This window comes from Enterobacter sp. Ap-1006 (assembly GCF_011752835.1).
Taxonomy (GTDB): domain Bacteria; phylum Pseudomonadota; class Gammaproteobacteria; order Enterobacterales; family Enterobacteriaceae; genus Cedecea.
The window spans coordinates 1,434,303-1,454,162 of record NZ_VWWU01000001.1; the positions used below are offsets into that span (position 1 = coordinate 1,434,303).

At 59.0% G+C, this 19,860-nt stretch carries 15 protein-coding genes; 1 reads left to right on the forward strand and 14 read right to left on the reverse strand.

Translation table 11 applies throughout. The annotated features are described in order from the left end of the window. Positions 1-58 precede the first annotated feature (58 nt). The gene (locus F3J28_RS06605) at positions 59-1,270 is read left to right on the forward strand and encodes an MFS transporter (protein ID WP_166874006.1); all 1,212 of its coding nucleotides are present in this window, start codon (positions 59-61) and stop codon (positions 1,268-1,270) included. Positions 1,271-1,284: 14 nt separating this feature from the next. On the opposite strand, the gene F3J28_RS22610 is transcribed toward F3J28_RS06605, so the two are convergent. The 14 genes from F3J28_RS22610 to F3J28_RS06675 all read right to left on the reverse strand — a co-directional run bounded on the left by F3J28_RS22610 (position 1,285) and on the right by F3J28_RS06675 (position 19,830). After that, a complete protein-coding gene (locus tag F3J28_RS22610; protein WP_166874009.1) occupies positions 1,285-2,463 on the reverse strand; it encodes a GNAT family N-acetyltransferase in 1,179 nt (392 codons plus the stop codon). 94 nt (positions 2,464-2,557) lie between these two features. Then, a complete protein-coding gene (urtE, locus tag F3J28_RS06615; RefSeq protein ID WP_166874012.1) occupies positions 2,558-3,256 on the reverse strand; it encodes an urea ABC transporter ATP-binding subunit UrtE in 699 nt (232 codons plus the stop codon). 9 nt (positions 3,257-3,265) lie between these two features. After that, entirely contained in the window at positions 3,266-4,063 is a 798-nt protein-coding gene (urtD, locus tag F3J28_RS06620) for an urea ABC transporter ATP-binding protein UrtD (RefSeq protein ID WP_166874504.1), read from the reverse strand. Next, entirely contained in the window at positions 4,063-5,136 is a 1,074-nt protein-coding gene (gene urtC, locus F3J28_RS06625; protein WP_166874015.1) for an urea ABC transporter permease subunit UrtC, read from the reverse strand. The genes urtD and urtC overlap by 1 nt, the downstream gene beginning before the upstream one ends. Next, entirely contained in the window at positions 5,136-6,707 is a 1,572-nt protein-coding gene (gene urtB / locus F3J28_RS06630; RefSeq protein WP_166874017.1) for an urea ABC transporter permease subunit UrtB, read from the reverse strand. The genes urtC and urtB overlap by 1 nt, the downstream gene beginning before the upstream one ends. 168 nt (positions 6,708-6,875) lie before the next feature. Further along, positions 6,876-8,147 carry an urea ABC transporter substrate-binding protein gene (gene urtA, locus F3J28_RS06635; RefSeq protein WP_166874020.1) on the reverse strand — a complete coding sequence of 424 codons (1,272 nt, stop codon included), beginning with the start codon at positions 8,145-8,147 and terminating at the stop codon, positions 6,876-6,878. 32 nt (positions 8,148-8,179) lie between these two features. Then, entirely contained in the window at positions 8,180-8,860 is a 681-nt protein-coding gene (locus F3J28_RS06640; RefSeq protein ID WP_166874024.1) for a GntR family transcriptional regulator, read from the reverse strand. Between the two features lie 206 nt (positions 8,861-9,066). Then, complete coding sequence (uca, locus tag F3J28_RS06645) at positions 9,067-12,687, reverse strand: urea carboxylase (protein WP_166874027.1); 3,621 nt, start codon at positions 12,685-12,687, stop codon at positions 9,067-9,069. An 11-nt stretch (positions 12,688-12,698) separates the two neighbouring features. After that, the gene (atzF, locus tag F3J28_RS06650; protein WP_166874030.1) at positions 12,699-14,495 is read right to left on the reverse strand and encodes an allophanate hydrolase; all 1,797 of its coding nucleotides are present in this window, start codon (positions 14,493-14,495) and stop codon (positions 12,699-12,701) included. A gap of 209 nt (positions 14,496-14,704) precedes the next feature. Next, complete coding sequence (locus tag F3J28_RS06655; protein WP_166874033.1) at positions 14,705-15,577, reverse strand: NAD(P)-dependent oxidoreductase; 873 nt, start codon at positions 15,575-15,577, stop codon at positions 14,705-14,707. A gap of 12 nt (positions 15,578-15,589) precedes the next feature. Then, positions 15,590-15,823: a DUF2526 family protein gene (locus F3J28_RS06660; protein WP_166874036.1), complete on the reverse strand. Its 234-nt coding sequence runs from the start codon at positions 15,821-15,823 to the stop codon at positions 15,590-15,592. 264 nt (positions 15,824-16,087) lie between these two features. Next, complete coding sequence (locus F3J28_RS06665; protein ID WP_166874039.1) at positions 16,088-17,686, reverse strand: ABC transporter substrate-binding protein; 1,599 nt, start codon at positions 17,684-17,686, stop codon at positions 16,088-16,090. A gap of 135 nt (positions 17,687-17,821) precedes the next feature. After that, the gene (locus tag F3J28_RS06670; protein WP_166874042.1) at positions 17,822-18,541 is read right to left on the reverse strand and encodes a glutamine amidotransferase; all 720 of its coding nucleotides are present in this window, start codon (positions 18,539-18,541) and stop codon (positions 17,822-17,824) included. An 89-nt stretch (positions 18,542-18,630) separates the two neighbouring features. Beyond that, the gene (locus tag F3J28_RS06675; protein WP_166874046.1) at positions 18,631-19,830 is read right to left on the reverse strand and encodes an MFS transporter; all 1,200 of its coding nucleotides are present in this window, start codon (positions 19,828-19,830) and stop codon (positions 18,631-18,633) included. Positions 19,831-19,860: the final 30 nt, after the last annotated feature.

The window sequence follows — 19,860 nt, forward strand, 5'->3', positions numbered from 1 at the left end:
ATTTTTCGTGATAAATCTTTCTCGTTCTCTTACCTCACCATGACTAAAACAGGCTGACATGACCGCCCTCAGAAATCTGTTTGCAGGCAAACAACTTGCAACAACTGTGTTACTTATCTCTTCGCTGCTGCTGACTATCGGGCGCGGCCTGACGCTGCCGTTTATGACTATTTATCTTTCGCGCGAATACCACATGGCGCTGAAAGATATCGGCCTGGCGATTACTATCGCGCTGGTGGCCGGGGTGATCTTCAGCCTGTGGTTTGGCATCCTTGCGGATAAATTTGATAAGAAAAAAGCGATGCTGCTGGCTATCGTCATCTTCCTCGGCGGTTTTGCGGTTATCCCGCTGGTGCACAACGCCGGGCTGGTGGTGCTGTTTTACTCGATTATCAACTGCTCTTACACCGTGTTCTCCGTGGTGGTGAAAGCCTGGTTTTCCGAAACGCTGGACATCAGCCTGAAGCCCAAAATCTTCTCCCTCAACTACACCTTCGTCAACGTTGGCTGGACGGTTGGCCCGCCGATAGGCACCTTCGTGGTGATGTACAGCACCAATCTGCCGTTCTGGCTCTCCGCCATGACCGCCTTGCTGCCGATTCTGATGATTGCCCGTTACGTACAAAGCCAGCCAGTAAGCAGCCGCGCCACGGAAATGGAAGACAAGGTGCTGCCGTCGCCGCGCATGATGCTGCGCGACAAACAGCTGATGTGGTTCACGACCTCGGCATTTTTAGGCTCGATGGTTTACGGCGCGTTCGCCGGCTGCCTGTCGCAATATGCGATTGTTATCGGCGATACCGGGCTGGCGGAAAAGGTGGTCAGCGTCGTGCTGTCGGTCAACGCCATTGTGGTTGTCGCTTTCCAGTACTTCCTGGGTAAAAACATCCGCCCCGATAACATCAAAAAGATGATGTTCTACGGCACGCTGTTTTTCGTCTGCGGCCTCGGCGGCTTTATGATTTCTGGCACAAACCTGTGGCTGTGGGGCTTGTCTTCGCTGGTGTTTACCATTGGGGAACTGATCTACGCGCCGGGGGAATACATGCTTGTCGACAACATCGCGCCGTCGGGGCTGAAATCAAGCTACTTTGCCGCCCAGCAGCTCGGCTGGCTTGGTGGAGCCTGCAACCCGCTGGTCACCGGGCTGTTGTTGAGCTGGCTGCCGCCTTACATGCTGTTCGTGGTGCTGATGGCGACAATTGTACTGGCTTACTACGCCATTGTGATCGGCATGAATACGCCGCCCCGCCAGCCCATAACGGCCTGACGAGGCGCTCGTGATTACACGTCTTTTTCGTATTTGATAAAGCCGGACTTCTTCGCCACTTTGTCATACAGCGTCTGCGCGGTGGCGTTGGTTTCATGGGTATGCCAGTACAGACGCGAACTGTTGTTGGCTGCAGCCTGCTGGCGTACCGCTTCAATCAACGCCCGACCAACGCCTTTGCCCCTCACCTGAGGCGTCGCAAACAGATCTTCCAGGTAGCAGTAGTGGGTTGCTGACCAGGTACTGCGGTGATAGAGGAAGTGAGTGAAACCAAGCATAGTTCCCTGGTCGTCAAAAGCCCCGAATCCCCACAGCGGCTCCTGCGCATCCAGCAAACGTTCCCAGGTCAAATCGGTGACACCGTCACTGATTTGAGCATCATAAAAGGTCAGATAGCCCTGCCAGAGCGCCTGCCACTGCGCCCGGTCGCCCGCCGTTAACAGGCGGACATTCACCTGCCGAGCGGGTTCGCTTTTCTGCCGGCTAAGTGCGTCGCGAATAGCCGCCAACCCAACACGCTGTTCGCCGTGAGGCATATTGTCCGCGGCAAGCCAGCGTTCAAACGCGCTTTTCACCAGCGGCCACTCGCCATCGGTGATAGAGAACCACGCCGTATCGCGGGTACGCCCTTTATAGATGCCCATCTGGCGGAACACGCCTTCAAAACGGAAGCCCAGACGCAGCGCCGCGCGGCGAGATGGCCCGTTCAGGCTGTCGCACTTCCACTCATAGCGGCGGTAGCCCAGTGTTTCAAACGCATACTTCATCAGCAAAAAGTGGGCTTCGGTGGCCAGAGCGGTACGCTGCAGCAGCGGCGAAAACACCACAAAGCCGACTTCAATACTGCCGTTCGCCGGGTCAAGGCGCATCAGCGACAGCGTGCCCAGCGGCTGGCCGCTGGCGGTATCCACCACGGCAAAATGAAAAGGATCGGCGCTTGTTTCTGCCCCGGCAATGTACTGCATAAAATCGGCTTCGGTATCGAACGGCCCAACGCTGAGATAAGTCCAGCCTCTCGCATCTTCAGCCTGCCCCCAGGCCTGCCAAAGCTGCGCCCCGTGCCGGGCCGCACTTAATGGCTCGAGGCGGCAAAACTGTCCGTTTAACGTGACGCGCTCCGGCAGCGGGCGGCGCTGCCAGTCAGGAAGAGATAAGCCAATCGGCTGCTGGAAACTGTTGACGGTAAACGACATGCTAACCTCTGGAATTCGATGGTGAATGTCGAAAACTATAGGCGCACAGAGGTTCAGCCAAAAGTACCACAATCGGTATTTTTTGGCAGACCACTTATATCGCCACCAGCCCCCGAACGCCTTCCTGTTCCATGGCGCTGCCGTGCCCGCGCTGGACTATCTCCCCGCGCGACATCACCAGATACTGGTCTGCAAGATCTGCGGCAAAATCGTAAAACTGTTCCACCAGCAGAATTGCCATATCCCCGCGCCCGGCGAGGTGGCGAATCACCTGGCCGATCTCTTTGATGATCGACGGCTGGATCCCTTCCGTCGGCTCATCCAGAATCAGCAGCTGTGGCTTACAGGCCAGGGCGCGGCCAATCGCCAGCTGCTGCTGCTGCCCGCCGGAGAGATCGCCGCCCCGCCTGAGCTTCATCTCTTTTAGCACCGGAAAGAGCTGGTAAATCTCGTCCGGGACGGCCTTTGCCTCACGCCCGGAAAATCGCGACAGCCCCATCAGCAGGTTTTCTTCTACCGTCAGCCGCGGAAAGATTTCCCGCCCCTGCGGCACGTAGGCAATACCGGCCTGAACACGCTGGTATGGTTTGCGCTGGGTGATGGTTTTCCCCTGCCAGCTAACGCTGCCGCCTTTCACCGGCACCAGCCCCATCAGGCTTTTCAGCAGCGTGGTTTTCCCCACGCCGTTACGCCCGAGCAGGCAGGTCACTTCCCCCACGCGGACCTCAAAACTGACGCCGCGCAGAATATGGCTGCCGCCGTAATACTGGTTAAGCTCATTCACCTGCAGCATATTTGCTCCTTAACGGCCAAGGTAGACCTCAATAACCTGCTCATTCGCCTGCACTTCGCGCAGGGAACCTTCCGCCAGCACCTGCCCCTGATGCAGCACGGTAACGTGGTCGGCAATGGTTTCCACAAAGCCCATATCGTGCTCAACCACCATCAGCGAATGCTTCCCCGCCAGGCTACGAAACAGCTCCGCCGTGTATTCGGTTTCGGCATCGGTCATGCCCGCCGCAGGCTCGTCCAACAGCAGCAAATGCGGCTCCTGGACCAGTAACATGCCGATTTCGAGGAACTGCTTTTGCCCGTGGGACAACAGCCCGGCCCGGCGATGGCGCTCCCCGGCAAGCCGCAGCGTCACCAGCATGTCATCAATGCGGTCGCGCTGTTCGCCGCTGAGTTTTGCCCGCAGGCTTGCCCACACCGACTTCTCGTTTTTCTGGGCGATCTCCAGGTTCTCGAAGACCGTCAGCGCCTCGAATACCGTGGGCTTTTGAAATTTACGGCCAATGCCCCGCCGGGCGATTTCAATCGGTTCCAGCCGCATCAGGTCGATGGACTGATCGTAAAAGGCCTTGCCGCTTTGGGGCTTGGTCTTGCCGGTGATCACGTCCATCAGCGTGGTTTTTCCCGCGCCGTTCGGCCCAATCACGCAGCGCAGCTCCCCCACGCCGATATTCAGCGACAGGTTGGTTAACGCCTGAAACCCATCGAAGTTAACGTTGATATTTTCCAGCGCCAGCACCGGATCGGTCTGTTCGCGAAAGCGATCCGTGGGGTACTGGCGGGTAAAAAGAGATTCGGCAGGCTGCATCATTTCTCTCCTTTGCGCAGCAGGCCAATTACCCCGCGCGGTAAAAACAGCGTCACCAGAATAAAAATCAGGCCAAGGAACAGCTGCCAGTACTCCGGCACCGCCATGGTGAAGTAGCTTTTCGCCCCGTTCACCAGCCCCGCGCCCAGCACCGGGCCAATCAGCGTCCCGCGCCCGCCCAACGCCACCCAGATAGCGGCCTCAATAGAGTTGGTCGGCGACATTTCGCCCGGGTTAATAATGCCCACCTGCGGCACGTACAGCGCCCCGGCTAAGCCGCACAGCACCGCAGAAAGCGTCCACACCAGCAGCTTGAAGCCCCGGGGATCGTACCCGCAGTACGACAGGCGGTTTTCCGCATCGCGCACCGCCGTCAGAATGCGACCAAACTTGCTGCGCGCCAGCCAGAAGCCGAGGCCAATGCTTGCCACTAAAAGCAGCACGGTAGCGATAAACAGCCCGATACGCGTCCCAACCGCTGTAACGGGCATCCCCAGCAGAGTGGTAAAGCCGGTAAACCCGTTATTGCCGCCGAAGCCGGTTTCATTGCGGAAAAACAGCAGCATCCCCGCATAGGTCAACGCCTGCGTCATGATAGAGAAGTACACGCCCTTAATCTTTGAGCGAAAGGCGAAATAGCCGAACACAAACGCCAGCAGCCCCGGGGCCGCCATCGCCAGCAGCAGCGCCCAGGCGAAGTACTGTGTGCCGGACCAGTACCACGGCAGCTCATTCCAGGAGAGAAACGACATAAAGCCGGGCAGCCCGTCACCGGCGGCCTGGCGCATCAGGTACATGCCCATGGCGTACCCGCCAAGAGCGAAAAACAGGCCGTGCCCGAGGGAAAGCAACCCGGCATAGCCCCAGACCAGATCCAGTGCCACCGCGATGATGGCATAACAAAGGATTTTGCCGATCAGCGTCAGGGTGTAGGTCGACAGGCTGAGCGGATTACTGGCAGGCAACAGCGTCAGAAACGGCAGCGTCAGCAGCAAAATCACCAGCAGCGTCCCCAACACCAAAGTCAGGCGCGGGGCTTTACGCCCGAGTGTTAAAGTCAGCGGCATACTCATCAGTCAATGACCCTCCCTTTGAGCGCAAACAGCCCCTGTGGCCGCTTCTGAATGAACAGCACGATCAGCACCAGAATCAAAATTTTGCCCAGCACCGCGCCGATTTGCGGTTCGAGGATCTTGTTGAAGATGCCCAGCCCGAACGCCGCCGCCACGCTCCCGGCAAGCTGCCCGACGCCGCCCAGCACCACCACCAGGAAGGAGTCGATGATATAGCCCTGGCCGAGCTCGGGGCCGACGTTACCCAGCTGAGAAAGCGCCACGCCCCCCAACCCGGCAATGCCGGAGCCAAGCCCGAACGCGAGCATATCCACGCGCCCGGTCGAAACGCCGCAGCAGGCCGCCATCGCGCGGTTTTGCGTCACGGCTCGCACGTTCATGCCCAGCCGCGTTTTATTCAGCAGCAGCCAGGTAAACAGCAGCACCAGTAGCACAAAGCCCAGTACCACCAGACGGTTCCACGGCAGGATCAGGTTCGGCAGCACCTGCAGCCCACCGGACAGCCAGGCCGGGTTAGCCACTTCCACGTTCTGCGCCCCAAACAGCATGCGCACGATCTGAATCAGCATCAGACTGATACCCCATGTCGCCAGCAGCGTCTCCAGCGGGCGGCCGTACAAATGGCGGATAATGGTGCGTTCAAGCGCCATGCCAATCCCGGCGGTGATAGCAAAAGCCACCGGCAGGGCAACCAGCGGATAGAGCGCCAGCCACGCCGGAGCAAACTGCTGAAAGGCTGCCTGTACGCCCCACGCCGAGTAGGCCCCCAGCATCAGCATTTCGCCATGCGCCATATTAATCACGCCCAACAGGCCATAGGTGATCGCCAGCCCCAGCGCGGCCAGCAGCAAAATCGATCCCAGAGAAAGCCCCATAAACGCCTGGCCGAGAATATCCCCCAGCATCTGGCGGCGTTCGATTTGATGCAGCCCGTCAGCGGCGGCCTGGCGCACGTTGGCATCCGGCTCCGCGCCAGCATCGGTTAAAGGTTTGAGTAACGCTTCGGTATCCGGGTCGGTGGACTTGCCGAGCAGCTTAACTGCCTCCAGGCGCACGGCGGCCTGCGGGCTGGCTAGCTCAAGGCGGGCGGCGGCCAGCGTCAGCGCATCACGCACGCTTTGCTCTTTTTCTGCGCTCATCCGCTTCTGTAAAACGGGCAGCAGCTCCGGCGGCGCCTCTTTCTGCAAAGCTTTCGCGGCGTTTAAACGAGTGGTGACGTTGTCACTTATTAATTGATGGCTGGCCAGCGCTCCGGCGGCCAAAACGCGCAGCCGGTTGGTCAGTCGAAGTTTTTTTGTCTCGCCCTGCGGCTGGGCTTCGTCGCCCAACGGCGTCAGCGTGGCTCCGGTCTGGTTGAAAGCCGCATGCCCGTCGGTGACCAGCGTTTCCTGCTGCAGCGCATTGAGCAGCGGTAAACGAGCGGGATCGGGCGCCAGCGTCCAGCTTTGCAGCAGGTCAGCCTGCGCCGTGCGGTTTGCCGCCGCAAAGGTTTCTGCATCCCCGGCGGCGGCAAGCCCCGGCAATAAAGCGGCCACAACCAGCAGCAGCCGGGCCAGTGTTGCTAATGTCATGGCGTTCTCCTGAATGGTTTTACCCTGATGCCCCTCGGCCAGCCCCTCACCCTAACCCTCTCCCCAGAGGGGATAGGGTATAAAATGCAGAGGCTATCAACGCTTTTCCCCCTCTCCCTTCCAGGGATAGGGCCGGAGTGAGGGTAAAGATGACCGGATGGTCGAACATCAGTTGCTGGCGGTCTTCACCGGCAGATCAGATTTCTTATCATTCCCCGGAATAAACGGGCTCCACGGCTGGGCGCGCACCGGCTTATCCGTCTGCCACACCACGTTGAACTGGCCGTTGCTTTCGATCTCGCCGATCATCACCGGTTTATGCAGATGGTGGTTGGTGGCGTCCATCGTCAGGGTAAAACCGGACGGCGCTTTAAAGGTCTGTCCGGCCATCGCCGCGCGGACTTTATCCACGTCAGTCGTCCCCGCTTTCTCTACGGCCTGCGCCCACATATGAATGCCGACGTAAGTCGCTTCCATCGGATCGTTAGTGACCACGGTATTGGCGTTCGGCAGGTTGTGGGCTTTGGCGTAGGCCTTCCACTCGCTGACAAACTGTTTGTTGGTCGGGTTATCGACGGACTCGAAGTAGTTCCAGGCTGCGAGGTTACCCACCAGCGGTTTAGTGTCGATGCCGCGCAGCTCTTCCTCACCCACGGAGAAGGCCACCACCGGCACGTCGGTCGCCTTCAGGCCCTGGTTCGCCAGCTCTTTGTAGAACGGCACGTTGGAGTCGCCGTTGATGGTGGAGATCACCGCCGTTTTACCGCCAGCGGAGAATTTTTTGATATTGGCCACGATGGTCTGGTAGTCGCTATGGCCAAACGGCGTGTAGACCTCTTCGATGTCTTTGTCCTGAACGCCTTTAGAGTGCAGGAAGGCGCGCAGGATCTTGTTGGTAGTGCGCGGATAAACGTAGTCCGTGCCCAGCAGGAAGAAGCGTTTAGCCGCCCCGCCGTCCTCGCTCATCAGGTATTCCACCGCCGGGATCGCCTGCTGGTTAGGTGCCGCCCCGGTATAAAACACGTTCGGCGACATCTCTTCCCCTTCGTACTGCACCGGGTAGAACAGCAGGCCATTCAGCTCTTCAAACACCGGCAGCACGGATTTGCGCGACACTGACGTCCAGCAGCCAAAGACCACGGCCACTTTGTCCTGGCTCAGCAACTGGCGGGCTTTTTCAGCGAACAGCGGCCAGTTAGACGCCGGATCAACCACCACCGGCTCAAGTTTTTTCCCCAGCACGCCGCCCTTCGCATTAATATCGTCGATGGTCATTAACGCCACGTCTTTCAGCGGCGTTTCTGAGATAGCCATGGTGCCCGACAGCGAGTGCATGATCCCGACTTTGATGGTGTCCGCCGCCTGGGCGGCGAAGGCCCATCCGAAGCTGACAAACGAAGCGGAAAGCGCGAAAGCTTTAACAAAGGTACGACGTGGCATAAGTCTGACTCCCCTGAAGAAACAATAAGTGATTAGCTCAGCTTGAATTGCCGGGCCTGGTGCAGCATATGAAGCGTTATCTGACGAACCTCTTTCTGACTGGCGGCGATATGGTCGTGTAGTCGGGTTTGGGCCTCCTCAAGGTTACGGTCCCGAACGGCGAGCAGGATCTGCCCATGCTCGGCATACGTCGCGCTGACGCGCGGCTGACGGGTAAAGTCCAACCTGCGCACAATGCGAATTTTTTCGGTGATCTCCCGGTGAACCCTCGCCATTTCAGGGTTGCCCGCCGCAGAGACCAGCGTCATATGAAAAGCCTCGTCGTGCGGCGCGACGTTCATTCCCTCAGCCAGCGGTGGTTCATCCAGCCAGAACTGTTTCAGCGCCTGCAGCGGCAGCGGGAAAACGGAGTCTGCCCGCAGGCAAAGACGCTTCACCGCCTCCAGCTCCAGCACGATGCGCAGATCGTAAAGCGCCTCGAGATGATCGAAATCCACCGCGCGGATCTGCCAGCCGCTGCGGGGTTGTACATCGACATAGCCTTCCTGCTGCAGGGCATAAAGCGCCTGGCGAACCGGCGTGCGGCTGGCGCTCATGCGCTCCGCAATTTCGTTTTCGCTAAAGCGGTCCCCCGGCAGCAGCAGGAAGTCGAAAATTTCCTTTTTGAGCTGCTGGTAGATGCGCTCGGCTACGGCTTCTGGTCGCTTTGGCATAGTGGTTTCCGTGTTGTTACCCTCACCCCGGCCCTCTCCCTGGAAGGGAGAGGGAGAAAACATGAAGATCCTCTCCCTTCTGGGAGAGCGGGAAAAAGTGAGTGTGTTTCTCTGTTTTTATTCCCTCTCCCCGTTCGGGATTTGAGGCTCTGTTTTTATTCCCTCTCCCCTCTGGGGAGAGGGCTAGGGTGAGGGGCTAGATTCCCCTACACCGCCTCCAGCCACAGCAGCGCATCCCCAGGTCCCACCGGTCGGCCCTGCTGGCACTGGATCCGCACCACCTTGCCGTCGCACGGGGCGCTAACCAGCAGCTCCATCTTCATCGCCTCAACGACGAGCAGCGGCTCGCCCTGCTTCACGCTTTGCCCAGGCTCAACCAGGATCTTCCAGATATTGCCGTTCAGGTCGGCGCTGACGAGCTGCCCGGCCTGCTGCTCCTCCGGCAGATCCGCCGCCATCAGCGCGCTCTCCACCGCCGCGCTTTCCTGCTCTTTCCAGTGCGCCACTTCGCTCAGGAAAGCCTCCTGCTGGCGGCTGCGGAAATTGGCAATATCGTCGGAGTTGTCCGCCAGAAAACGGCTATATTCGGCAAAATCGAACTCAACTTCTTCGACCTCAACCTGCGCACGTCCTTCCCGGAACGCCGTACGGAACGCGGTTAAATCTTCCTCGCTCACCGGGTAGAAGCGCACCTGGTCGAAGAACTTGAGTAGCCACGGTTCGTCGCCAAACTGTTCGTTTTTGAGGAATTTGTTCCAGATGGGCAGCGTGCGGCCCACCAGCTGATAGCCCCCCGGCGAATCCATGCCGTAGACACACATATACATCCCGCCGATCCCTACCGTGCCTTCTGCCGTCCACGTCCGCGCCGGGTTGTACTTCGAACTCAACAGCCGGTGACGCGGGTCGAGCGGCACGGCGCAAGGTGCACCGAGATACACATCTCCCAAACCGAGCACCAGATAGCTGGCGTCAAACAGGATCTGCTTCACCTCGTCGCGGCTTTGCAGCCCGTTGGTGCGCTGAATAAAGTCCACGTTGTTCGGCAGCCACGGCGCGTCTTCCCGCACCGTTTGCTGATAACGCTCCACTGCCGCAAGCGTGGAGCTGTCTTCGAAGGCCAGCGGTAAATGCACGATGCGTGAAGGAATTTTCAGCTGGGTCACATCTCCCAGCTGTTTCTCTATGCCCAGAAGCAGCGTGAGCAGCTGGCTCTGGGAAATACGCTGGCTGTCATAGCGGATCTGCAGCGAACGCACGCCCGGAGAGAGTTCCTCAATGCCCGCCTGCGCCGCCTGCTTAATAGCCTGCATCAGCAGGTAAATACGCAGCCGCAGCGCCAGGTCGAGCACGTTATCGCCGTATTCAATCAGCACATAGTTGTCACCCGCCTGACGGTAAACCACCGCCGGTAGCGAAGCCTGAGCGGGGATTTCCGCCAGAATCGCCGCGCTGGTCGTCGAGCCGGGTTCAATCGAAGGATGCAGATCCGGCAGGCTTGCTCCGGCGCACAGATTGGTCACCGCCACCTGCTGGGCAATCTCCAGCGACTGCGCGTGCTCAAAGCTGATGGCGTGAAAACGAATGCGGTCGCCCGGCTTCACCTGCCCGACTTTCCACAATTCCGCTTTGGCAATCGTCACCGGGCAGACAAATCCCCCGAGGCTTGGGCCATCGCGCGTCAGGATCACCGGGAAGTCGCCGGTAAAGTTCACCGCGCCGATGGCATATTCACAGTCGTGCACGTTGGAGGGATGCAGCCCAGCCTCGCCGCCGTCCGCTCTCGTCCACTCAGGCTTAGGCCCGACGAGGCGCACACCGAGGCGGTTAGAGTTGTAGTGAACCTGCCACTCGGCGTTGAAAAAGGTGTCCATCGACTCCGGCGTGAAGAAGTCTGGTGCGCCGTGCGGCCCGTACAGCACGCCTATCTCCCACAGTTCGCCATACTGCGGGATCAGCGCCGGTTCCGGGGCCTGCGGCAGGCTAATCGGCGCTGGCGTCGTGCAGGCCGGCAGGCAAGGCTGAGAAATAGCCAGCACATCGGCCACCCGCAGCGTGCGCCCGGCATGGCCGCCAAACTGGCCAAGGGCAAAAGTGGAACGACTGCCGAGATACACCGGCACGTCAAAACCGTTACGCACCGCCAGATAGGTACGACACCCGCTGGTCGCCCTGCCCAGCGTCAGGATCTGCCCGGCTTTCACTACTGTGGGCTGCCAGAAAGTTACCGGCTGATCATCCAGCGTGGCCGGACAAGGAGCCCCGGTCAGCGCGATGGTGGCCTCGCTGTGGAAGCGCAGCGTCGGCCCCTGCAGGGTAAATTCCAGCCCGGCGGCCGACGGATGGTTGCCGACAATGCGGTTCGCCAGACGGAAGGCAAAATCATCCATCGGCCCGGACGGCGGCACGCCGATATCCCAATATCCAAGGCGGCCAGGGCTGTCCTGAATGCTGCTCCAGGTGCCCGGCTCCAGCACTTCCACGGCCTGCGACCGATAGCTCACGCTATCCAGCAGCCGCGTCCACATTACGCCAGCTTTGAACTCCGGCAGGCGGACGATCTGGCGCAGATAATCCAGATTGGTGGCGATCCCGTGCAGGCGGGTAGCGGCCAGCGCCTCGTTCAGTTTACTTAACGCCTGCAGGCGATCATCGCCGTGAACGATGATCTTGGCGATCATCGGATCGTAGAACGCGCTGACTTCGCTGCCGGTGCTGACCCAGCCGTCAACCCGCACGCCCTCAGGGAAATAAACATCGGTTAATACGCCCGGCGAAGGCTGGAAATTTTTCAGCGCGTCCTCGGCATAAATGCGGACTTCAATCGCCGCCCCCTGAGGCGCTTCGGCCATTTTTTGCCAGTCCGGCGACGCGCCTGCCGCCACCCGCACCATGCATTCGATCAGATCCAGCCCCGTGACGCATTCGGTTACCGGGTGTTCAACCTGCAGGCGTGTGTTCACCTCCAGGAAGTAAAATGCATCCCGCGCGGCGTCGTAGATAAACTCCACGGTTCCCGCACTGCGGTAATCAACGGATTCACCCAGCGCCACGGCGGCACGGTGCAGCGCTTCACGCGTGCTCTGCGGCAGATTTGGAGCGGGCGTTTCCTCGACCACTTTTTGGTTGCGGCGCTGTAGCGAGCAATCACGCTCCCCCAGGGCAACCACCTTGCCTCTGCCATCGCCAAAGATCTGCACTTCCAGGTGCCGGGCTTTGTCGACAAAACGTTCGATAAACACGCCGTCGTCGCTGAAAAACTGCGCGCCCATACGCTTCACGCTTTCCCAGGCCTCAAGCAGCGCCGGTTCGCTGTCGCAGCGGGTCAGTCCGATCCCGCCCCCGCCCGCCGTGGTTTTGAGCATCACCGGATAGCCGATTTCCGCTGCCGCCAGCTGCGCCTCAGCAAGGGATGTCAGCAGCCCGGTGCCCGGCGTCATCGGCACATCTACGCCGGAGGCCAGCTCGCGGGCGCGGTGTTTCAGGCCAAAATCGCTGATTTGCTGCGCCGTTGGCCCGATAAAAACAACGCCTGCCGCTTCACAAGCCTCGGCAAATTCCCCGCGTTCGGAAAGGAATCCGTAACCGGGGAAAATCGCCTCCGCGCCGCTCTCTTTTGCCGCCGCCAGTATTTTTTCGATATTCAGATAAGTATCGCTGGCTTTATCTCCGCCGAGCGCTATCGCCTCATCGGCATCAATCACGTGCTGCGCGCTGGCATCGGCCTCGGAATAAACGGCCACGCTGGTGATATGCATTTTCTTCAGCGTGCGAATGGCGCGGCAGGCAATTTCACCGCGGTTGGCAATCAAAACCTTGCTAAACATAATCCCTCTCCTCAAGCGGCAGGTTGACGAGCAAGCCAGGCTTTCCAGCCGCCCCATGCGGTAATGTCCGTGGCGCCTTCTGTCGCACACGGTTCACAAATGAAGCCCTTCACGCTGCGCCCGTCCTGCAGGGTCAACGTGCCGATTCCCAACGGCGCGGGGATTTCGGCAACAAATTCGCCAAAACGCGCAAGCGGGATATCCCACAGCTCAACGGCAATCGGCAGCCCTTCGGCGGCACGTACCAGGCCCGGTTTCGGTGGCTGAGTGTTGGCCAGGGCGTAAAGGCGATAGGTTTCTGCCGTGTGGGTTGCTTCTACGAAGACGGCGTTACGGCCGGTGAGCTGATGGTTCAGCGGCATCCCTCGCAAATGGGCACCTACAACAGCGACGCGCACGAAGCTGCTGGCAGGCGTGATGGTCTGCTGTTCAGGCAATTTCTGGGACGTTGCTCCGGCGGGCAGATCAAGCTGCGCCTGCCACTGCGTGCCAAAATGGCTGAGCGCGGCATCGTGCCAGGCCGGGGCAATCAGCGTGATCCCTGCGGGTAGGCCGTCGGCCCGGAAATCCGCCGGAAGCGCCAGCGCGCTCAGGTCAGCCAGGTTGGTGAAGTTGGTGTAGGTACCAAACTGCGAGTTATAGGCCACCGGCTCGTCGCACATTTCAGCCAGCGTGTGAATCGTCGGCGACGTCGGCACCACAAGGGCATCAAACACGGCAAGCTGCTGCTGAATGCGGCGGGCAAGCTCGGCCCGGGTATATTCCGCCTGCCAGGCATCGCAGGCCGTGAAGCTCAGCCCGCTGGCGACGATCCCGCGTACGGTGGGATCCATCGCCTCGGGGTGTTTTTCGAGGATCTCTTTCACCGCGACGGTGCGCTCGGCCACCCACGCGCCGTTATACAGCTGCCCGGCCAGCCGGGTGAAATCGCTGAAATCTATCGCCACCAGCTCCGCCCCCATCGCCATTAACCTGTCCAGCGCCAGCTGAAAGGCCTCTTCGCTGAGTTTGTCGCCGAAGAAGGCCAGGCGGTCTGGAATGGCAAAGCGCAGGCGCGGGCTAAAGCGAGCCGGGGCGGTGTGAGGGTTGCTTCGGGAGTAGGGATCGAGCGGATCGTACCCACCTGCTACGCTGGCGACGAGGGCCGCATCCGCCGCCGAGTGGGCGAAGACAGAAACGCAGTCGTTGAGGCGGCAGGCCGGAACTACGCCCGTCGTCGATAGCCAGCCTTTGGTCGGTTTTAAGCCAACGATGTTATTGAACCCGGCGGGTACGCGCCCGGAGCCTGCGGTGTCCGTTCCCAGTGAGAAGCCAACCAAACCGCGCGCCACCACAGATGCGGAGCCTGAACTCGAGCCCCCGCTGACGTAGTCCGGGTTGAAGCTGTTCACCACCGCGCCATACGGAGAGCGGGTGCCGACCAGGCCGGTCGCAAACTGATCGAGGTTAGTTTTGCCTACCACAATGGCCCCAGCGGCGCGAAGGCGTGCAATCACCGTGGCATCATCAGCGGGATGATAAGTAAACACCGGGCAGGCGGCGCTGGTTGGCATCCCGGCCACGTCTATATTGTCTTTGACTGCAAACGGCACGCCAAATAAGGGGAAATCCGCCGGTGTTTTGTCTCCGGCCTTAATGACCTGCAATAAAGCCTTTATTTGCTCATTAATTTGCTGTTCGCTGGCGATATAAATCCACGCATTATCCTGGCGTGAAATACTGGCCATTAATTGCTGATAAGCGTCTGACAACCTTTCCGGCTGAGGCTGGTAATCGGCTACCCACTGCGACAATAAAGCGACTGACATAAGCTGGCATCCCACCTGGTATACAAGATGGAATAGATAAAGCAATTACGATGCCAGATTATATTACTTGTTTATTATCAATGACTTTATATTAATAAATAAGATTTTATTATATTTAAAGCACCGCGACGGGGCGTTATTTTAGTGCGGATGAATATTTAGAGGGATATATCTGGCGACGAAAGTAATATCCTCGCCGCCAGATAAGGTTATTTCCCGCTGCGGCGCGCGGAAACGGTGGCTAATGCCGCCCAGTCAAGATGTTCATCGCCGTGGGCCAGCGCATCGAGGTAGTTATCCCGCAACACGCCCGCAAAGCCCATTGGCACATTTTTATTTTCCGCCGCCTGCTGCGCCAGGCGCACGTCTTTCAGCCCCAGCTTCATGGTAAACCCGGCCGGGCTGTAGCGTGATTCGGCGATCATCGCGCCATAGTTTTTATACGCTGGCGCGGCAAACAGCGTGCTGGTCAGCATACCGAGGAAATCCCCGGCGGCCACATCATAGGCCCCCACCAACGCAGAAGATTCCCCCATCGCTTCGATGGCGCTGGCGAGCATAAAGTTAGCCGCCAGCTTCACCGCCGCAGCCTGCTCTGGCCTGTCGCCAAAGCGCCAGGTTTTTTGCCCCAGCACATCGAAGATCGGCTGCACGCTGTCCAGCAGCTCCGCTGGCCCGGCGGTAAGAATATTGAGATTGCCTGCGGCGGCAACGTCCACACGCCCCAGTACCGGCGCGGCAATATACCGATGCCCGGTTGCGCTGGCTTTTGCCGCCATCTCATTGGTAAACGCGACGGAAACCGTGGCCATGTTGATCCAGATTGAGCCCTGCGGCAGTGCTTCCAGCGCGCCCTGCTCAATTACCACGCGGCGGCTGGTGTCGTCGTCGGCCAGCATAGTGATCAACACTTCGCTGTCGGTGAAAGCGGCTGGCGTGGCGTGTATGGTCGCCCCTTTCGCTTTTAAGGCTTCAGCCGGTGCCTGAGAGCGGTTCCAGACGGCAACCTGATGCCCGGCTTTCAGTAGGTTTTCGGCCATTGGCTGGCCCATACCGCCCAGCCCGATAAATCCAATACGCATAATAACTCCCGGCTAGAGAATAGTGCCGCCGCGGGTCAACTGCTCGCGGCGTTCTTCGGCGTCTTCTGTGTGGTGATTGCCTTTGTGGGCAATGGCGATACGCAGCCGCTGCTGCTGGGCGTAGCGGTCTTCCCGCGTGAGCGCTGCGTCGTCGCTGAGTTCAATCAGTAGTTCGTTCATCGGAATGATGATGTCTTTGGCAATGGCGTCGTCTACGCGGCTGATAACGTCTGCGAGATGGGTCATGGCATGTTCCTTATCATGTGTTGCCCCTCACCCTAACCCTCTCCCCAGAGGGGAGAGGGAATAAAAAGAGAAACCCTTTTCCCCTGGAGACAGGAGGTAAAAAAACAGGCATCTGTATTCCCTCTTTCCCTTTCTGGTCGAGGGAGAAAAAAACCAGCTTCTTTATTCCTCTCTCTCCCTGCCAGGTCGAGCGAATATAAAAGCCAGCTTCTTTATTCCCCCTCTCCCTGCCAGGGAGAGGGCCGGGGTGAGGGTTAATAAAATTTAATCCAGCTTCGCTTTGGAGAAATCACTCCCGGCGAGGCTAACGGTATAACCGCTCACGTTGCTGCGGGTCGCGTAGAAGGTTTTACCGTTCGCCAGCGCGATCCACGGCGCCTGCTGATAGTAAATTTCCTGCGCCTGGACGTAGAGCTTCGCGCGGGCGGCCGGGTCGCTGGTCAGCTTCGCTTTCTGTACCAGTGAATCGTAATTTTTGTCACACCAGCGGGCGACGTTCGAGCCGCTGGCAACGCTGCCGCAGCCCAGCAGGGTATCGGCAAAGTTATCCGGGTCGCCGTTGTCGGACATCCAGCCAAACAGCGCCGAGGAGTGTTCTCCTTTCCGCATCCCGGACAGGTATTCGCCCCATTCGAAGGTGACTATTTTGGCTTTCACGCCCACTTTCGCCCAGTCACTCTGGATCATCTCCGCAATGCGCCGCGAGTTCGGGTTGTACGGCCGCTGCACCGGCATAGACCACAGATCGGTATCAAAGCCCTTCTCCAGCCCGGCCTGCTTCAGCAAGGCTTTGGCTTTTTCTGGATCGTATCCATAGTCTTTCAGATCCTTGTCGTAGCCCAGCATGGTTGGCGGGATCGGCGATTTAGCTACCGAGCCGGACCCCATAAAGATGGCGTTGACGATGGCTTTTTTGTCCACCGCATAGTTCAGCGCCTGGCGCACCAGCGCGTTATCGAACGGCTTCTTGCTGGTGTTGAACGCCAGGTAACCGACGTTCAGGCCATCAATGCTGTGCAGCGCCAGGTTTTTGTCCGCTTTAATGGCATCGAACTGTACCGGGCTTGGCGCAGGGATAATCTGACATTCATTTTTCTGCAGCTTCGCCAGCCGGGTTTGTACGTTCGGGGTGATGGAGAAGATCAGGTGTTTGGTCGGGACTTCGCCTTTCCAGTAATTCGGGTTGGCGACGTAGCGAATCACGGAATCCACTTTGTAGTCCTGCAGCGCGTAAGGCCCGGTGCCGATCGGGTTGTTGTCCACCCGCTCCGGCGTACCGGCTTTCAGCATCGCATCCGCGTACTCCGCAGACAAAATAGAGGCAAAATCCATGCCCCAGTCGGCGAGAAACGCCGCATTCGGCTCGCTCAGGGTAAACTGGACGTGATAGTCATCCAGCTTTTTAACGTCCACGATGAGCTTGTCGAGGCCAACGTCGTTGAAGTATTCGTAGTTCGCCTGCGACACCTTGTGATACGGGTTATTGGCGTCTTTCTGGCGCATGACCGAGAACACCACGTCGTCGGCGTTGAAGTCGCGCGTTGGCTTATAGAATTTGTTGCTGTTGAACTTCACGCCCTTGCGCAGGGTGAAGGTATAGGTTTTACCGTCGGGACTGATTTTCCATTCCGTCGCCAGCGACGGCACCGGCGTGTTGTCGGTCAGGCTGAAATCAATCAGGCGGTTGTAGAGGGTTTGCGAGCTGGCAACAAAGCTTGGGCCAGAGCTGGCAATTTGTGGGTTAAAGGATTCAGGAGAGGCTTCGGAGCAGTAAACCAGCGTGCTGTTGGCTGCCGCCATCGCGCTTCCTGCCGGGAGGAGCGCACTCAGCAGCAGGCCGAGCAGTGTTTTCCCTTTAGACATAGTGTTTGCCTTTTATTTGCTTGCCAAATGGTTGAGCTACTTATTATTTCTCACAGTAATAACAGCACAGCCCTTAGCGACAAGCAAATAACAAACCCTTCCTTTCTATACAATTGTGGCGGTTAAGGCGGGCGTTCAGGCCGAAGGCAAAACAAAACGCTGCAAAATTGCTCTGGCCCCGGGCGTAGCGCTGACATCGTTCGACAATGTCTGTTTATTTTCTTGCCGTAACGATGCCTGCTCGCTGCGGCTGGCGAGAATTTTGTTCATCACCGTGGCGGTGAATTCCGGGTGAAACTGCACCGACAGCGCATTGGGCGTGTAGCGGATGATTTGGTGAGGATCGTGGGCCGACGACGCCAGACAAACGGCCCCGGGCGGCAGCGCCAGGACGCTCTGCGCATGGCTTAAAAAGACCGGGAACGACTCAGGCAGATGACTCAGCGCCGGATCGTCTCGCCCTGCCTCTGTCAGTGCCACCGGCAGTTGCCCGACCTCACTACCCTGCGGGTGATAATCCACTTTCCCGCCGAGCGCGTAAGCCATCAATTGATGCCCGTAGCACACGCCAAATAGCGGCGTACCGGCGGCAACAACGGTTTTAACCCATTCCGCCGTACGCTCGCTCCACGCTTCATGCTCCGTCACCATCGACCATGAGCCCGAAATCACCGCCGCCTGAAAGCTTTTTGGCGCGGGCAAAGGCTCGCCCAGAAACGGCCTGACGATGTTAAGTTCGATATCCGGGTGCTTTAGCGCCTGCGCAAACCAGGCCGGCTGATCCCCTACGGCTTGCTGAATTTCCTCGGGGGGCCGCCCCATTTGCACCAACAAAACCGGCAATCTTTGACTCATATTTCGGACCTCTGCAGCCATATAATGGCTTCAGAATTAGCACAGGCAACCCGGCTTGTCTCAGATAAAAAAGCGATAACGTAGAAGCTTTAGCCCACAACCTTCACGCCCTGCCCGGCAAAATCACGCCACAGGCAGGTCAGCACCGCAATGACCATCAGCGCCAGGGAAAGCAGCGAAATCGTAGTAAAGCCGTGCTCGGTATAAAGCGGCCCGTAGCTACTGCTGCCGGCAAACACAGCCAGATAAGTCACGGCGCTGTTCAATCCCATCAATGTGCCGCGCCTGGCCGGGTCGATGGCCGTCAGGCGCTGAATCAGTAAGTTCACCCCCAGGTGGTTCATCAGGCCAAGCACAAACAGCAGGCAGATAACCCCCACCAGCGAACCACCGAGCATCGCCAGGCCCAGGTAAACAAAGGCTGCCACCAAAAGCACCAGCGGCATCAGGCGTTTAGGGCCAAACCGATCCACCATCCCGCTGAGCAAAGCGGCACAGCCGAACCCCGCCCCATAGGCAATCGCCACCCCGCCGCTGGCCGTCACCGGCAGGCCGAGATCCTGATGAAGATGGTCGCCCAAATAAGCATAAATCCCGTAAAACGCCGTCATAAACGCCCCGCACACCACCAGCAACGACTTGATGCCCGGCAGCCCCAGGGCAGACAGCGGTGAAGGCGCAATGCCCGCCGCCGGGCGATCCTGTATGTTCAACCTGACGAGTGCGATCAGCGCCAGGGCCGCCAGACAGCTCACGGACACATACACCGCGCGCCAGCTGAACAACTCGGTCAGCACCACGGAAAACGACACGCCGGCGATCATGCTCAGCGTCCAGCCGGTCAGCACCTTGCCGATGGTCCGGCTTTCACGCCCCGGCTCCGCAATGGCGGCCGCGCTGGCGTAAATCGCAGGCAGCGCGATACCGGAAGCCATCCCGGCAATCAGCTGAGCAGCAATAAATACCGCCACGGAAGGCGAAGCCGCGCAAAGCAGCAGCGCCGCGCCCAGCAGCAGCATGGTGAATTTGAGCATCCGCGCCGAGCCGACTAAGTCGATCAAACGAGCCAGAAAAAGTGCGCTCGCCGCCGTGCCCAGGCCAAAAGCCGCCGCGGCCATCATCACCGTCGGCACTCCCGCGCCTATAGACGATGCCACTGCCGGCGCAATAGGCCCCAGCACCATTGAGTTGGCACCGATAACGCCGACGCAGCCGGTCAGCACATACACGGCTTTGGCGGGAGACAGAGACGGCTCTGGATGAAGTTCCAGACACTGGCTGTTTTTCATTTTTCTTCCTGACAAGGATTAAACTTGACT

What these genes read in the sequence shown, in the direction of transcription:
- urtD (WP_166874504.1), bottom strand. Translation starts at nt 4,063, where the DNA reads ATGCAGCCTGCCGAATCTCTTTTTACCCGCCAGTACCCCACGGATCGC.
- F3J28_RS06655 (WP_166874033.1), bottom strand. Translation starts at nt 15,577, where the DNA reads ATGCGTATTGGATTTATCGGGCTGGGCGGTATGGGCCAGCCAATGGCC.
- urtA (WP_166874020.1), bottom strand. Translation starts at nt 8,147, where the DNA reads ATGCCACGTCGTACCTTTGTTAAAGCTTTCGCGCTTTCCGCTTCGTTT.
- F3J28_RS22610 (WP_166874009.1), bottom strand. Translation starts at nt 2,463, where the DNA reads ATGTCGTTTACCGTCAACAGTTTCCAGCAGCCGATTGGCTTATCTCTT.
- F3J28_RS06660 (WP_166874036.1), bottom strand. Translation starts at nt 15,823, where the DNA reads ATGACCCATCTCGCAGACGTTATCAGCCGCGTAGACGACGCCATTGCC.
- F3J28_RS06675 (WP_166874046.1), bottom strand. Translation starts at nt 19,830, where the DNA reads ATGAAAAACAGCCAGTGTCTGGAACTTCATCCAGAGCCGTCTCTGTCT.
- uca (WP_166874027.1), bottom strand. Translation starts at nt 12,687, where the DNA reads ATGTTTAGCAAGGTTTTGATTGCCAACCGCGGTGAAATTGCCTGCCGC.
- urtB (WP_166874017.1), bottom strand. Translation starts at nt 6,707, where the DNA reads ATGACATTAGCAACACTGGCCCGGCTGCTGCTGGTTGTGGCCGCTTTA.
- F3J28_RS06670 (WP_166874042.1), bottom strand. Translation starts at nt 18,541, where the DNA reads ATGAGTCAAAGATTGCCGGTTTTGTTGGTGCAAATGGGGCGGCCCCCC.
- F3J28_RS06605 (WP_166874006.1), top strand. Translation starts at nt 59, where the DNA reads ATGACCGCCCTCAGAAATCTGTTTGCAGGCAAACAACTTGCAACAACT.
- atzF (WP_166874030.1), bottom strand. Translation starts at nt 14,495, where the DNA reads ATGTCAGTCGCTTTATTGTCGCAGTGGGTAGCCGATTACCAGCCTCAG.
- F3J28_RS06640 (WP_166874024.1), bottom strand. Translation starts at nt 8,860, where the DNA reads ATGCCAAAGCGACCAGAAGCCGTAGCCGAGCGCATCTACCAGCAGCTC.
- urtC (WP_166874015.1), bottom strand. Translation starts at nt 5,136, where the DNA reads ATGAGTATGCCGCTGACTTTAACACTCGGGCGTAAAGCCCCGCGCCTG.
- urtE (WP_166874012.1), bottom strand. Translation starts at nt 3,256, where the DNA reads ATGCTGCAGGTGAATGAGCTTAACCAGTATTACGGCGGCAGCCATATT.
- F3J28_RS06665 (WP_166874039.1), bottom strand. Translation starts at nt 17,686, where the DNA reads ATGTCTAAAGGGAAAACACTGCTCGGCCTGCTGCTGAGTGCGCTCCTC.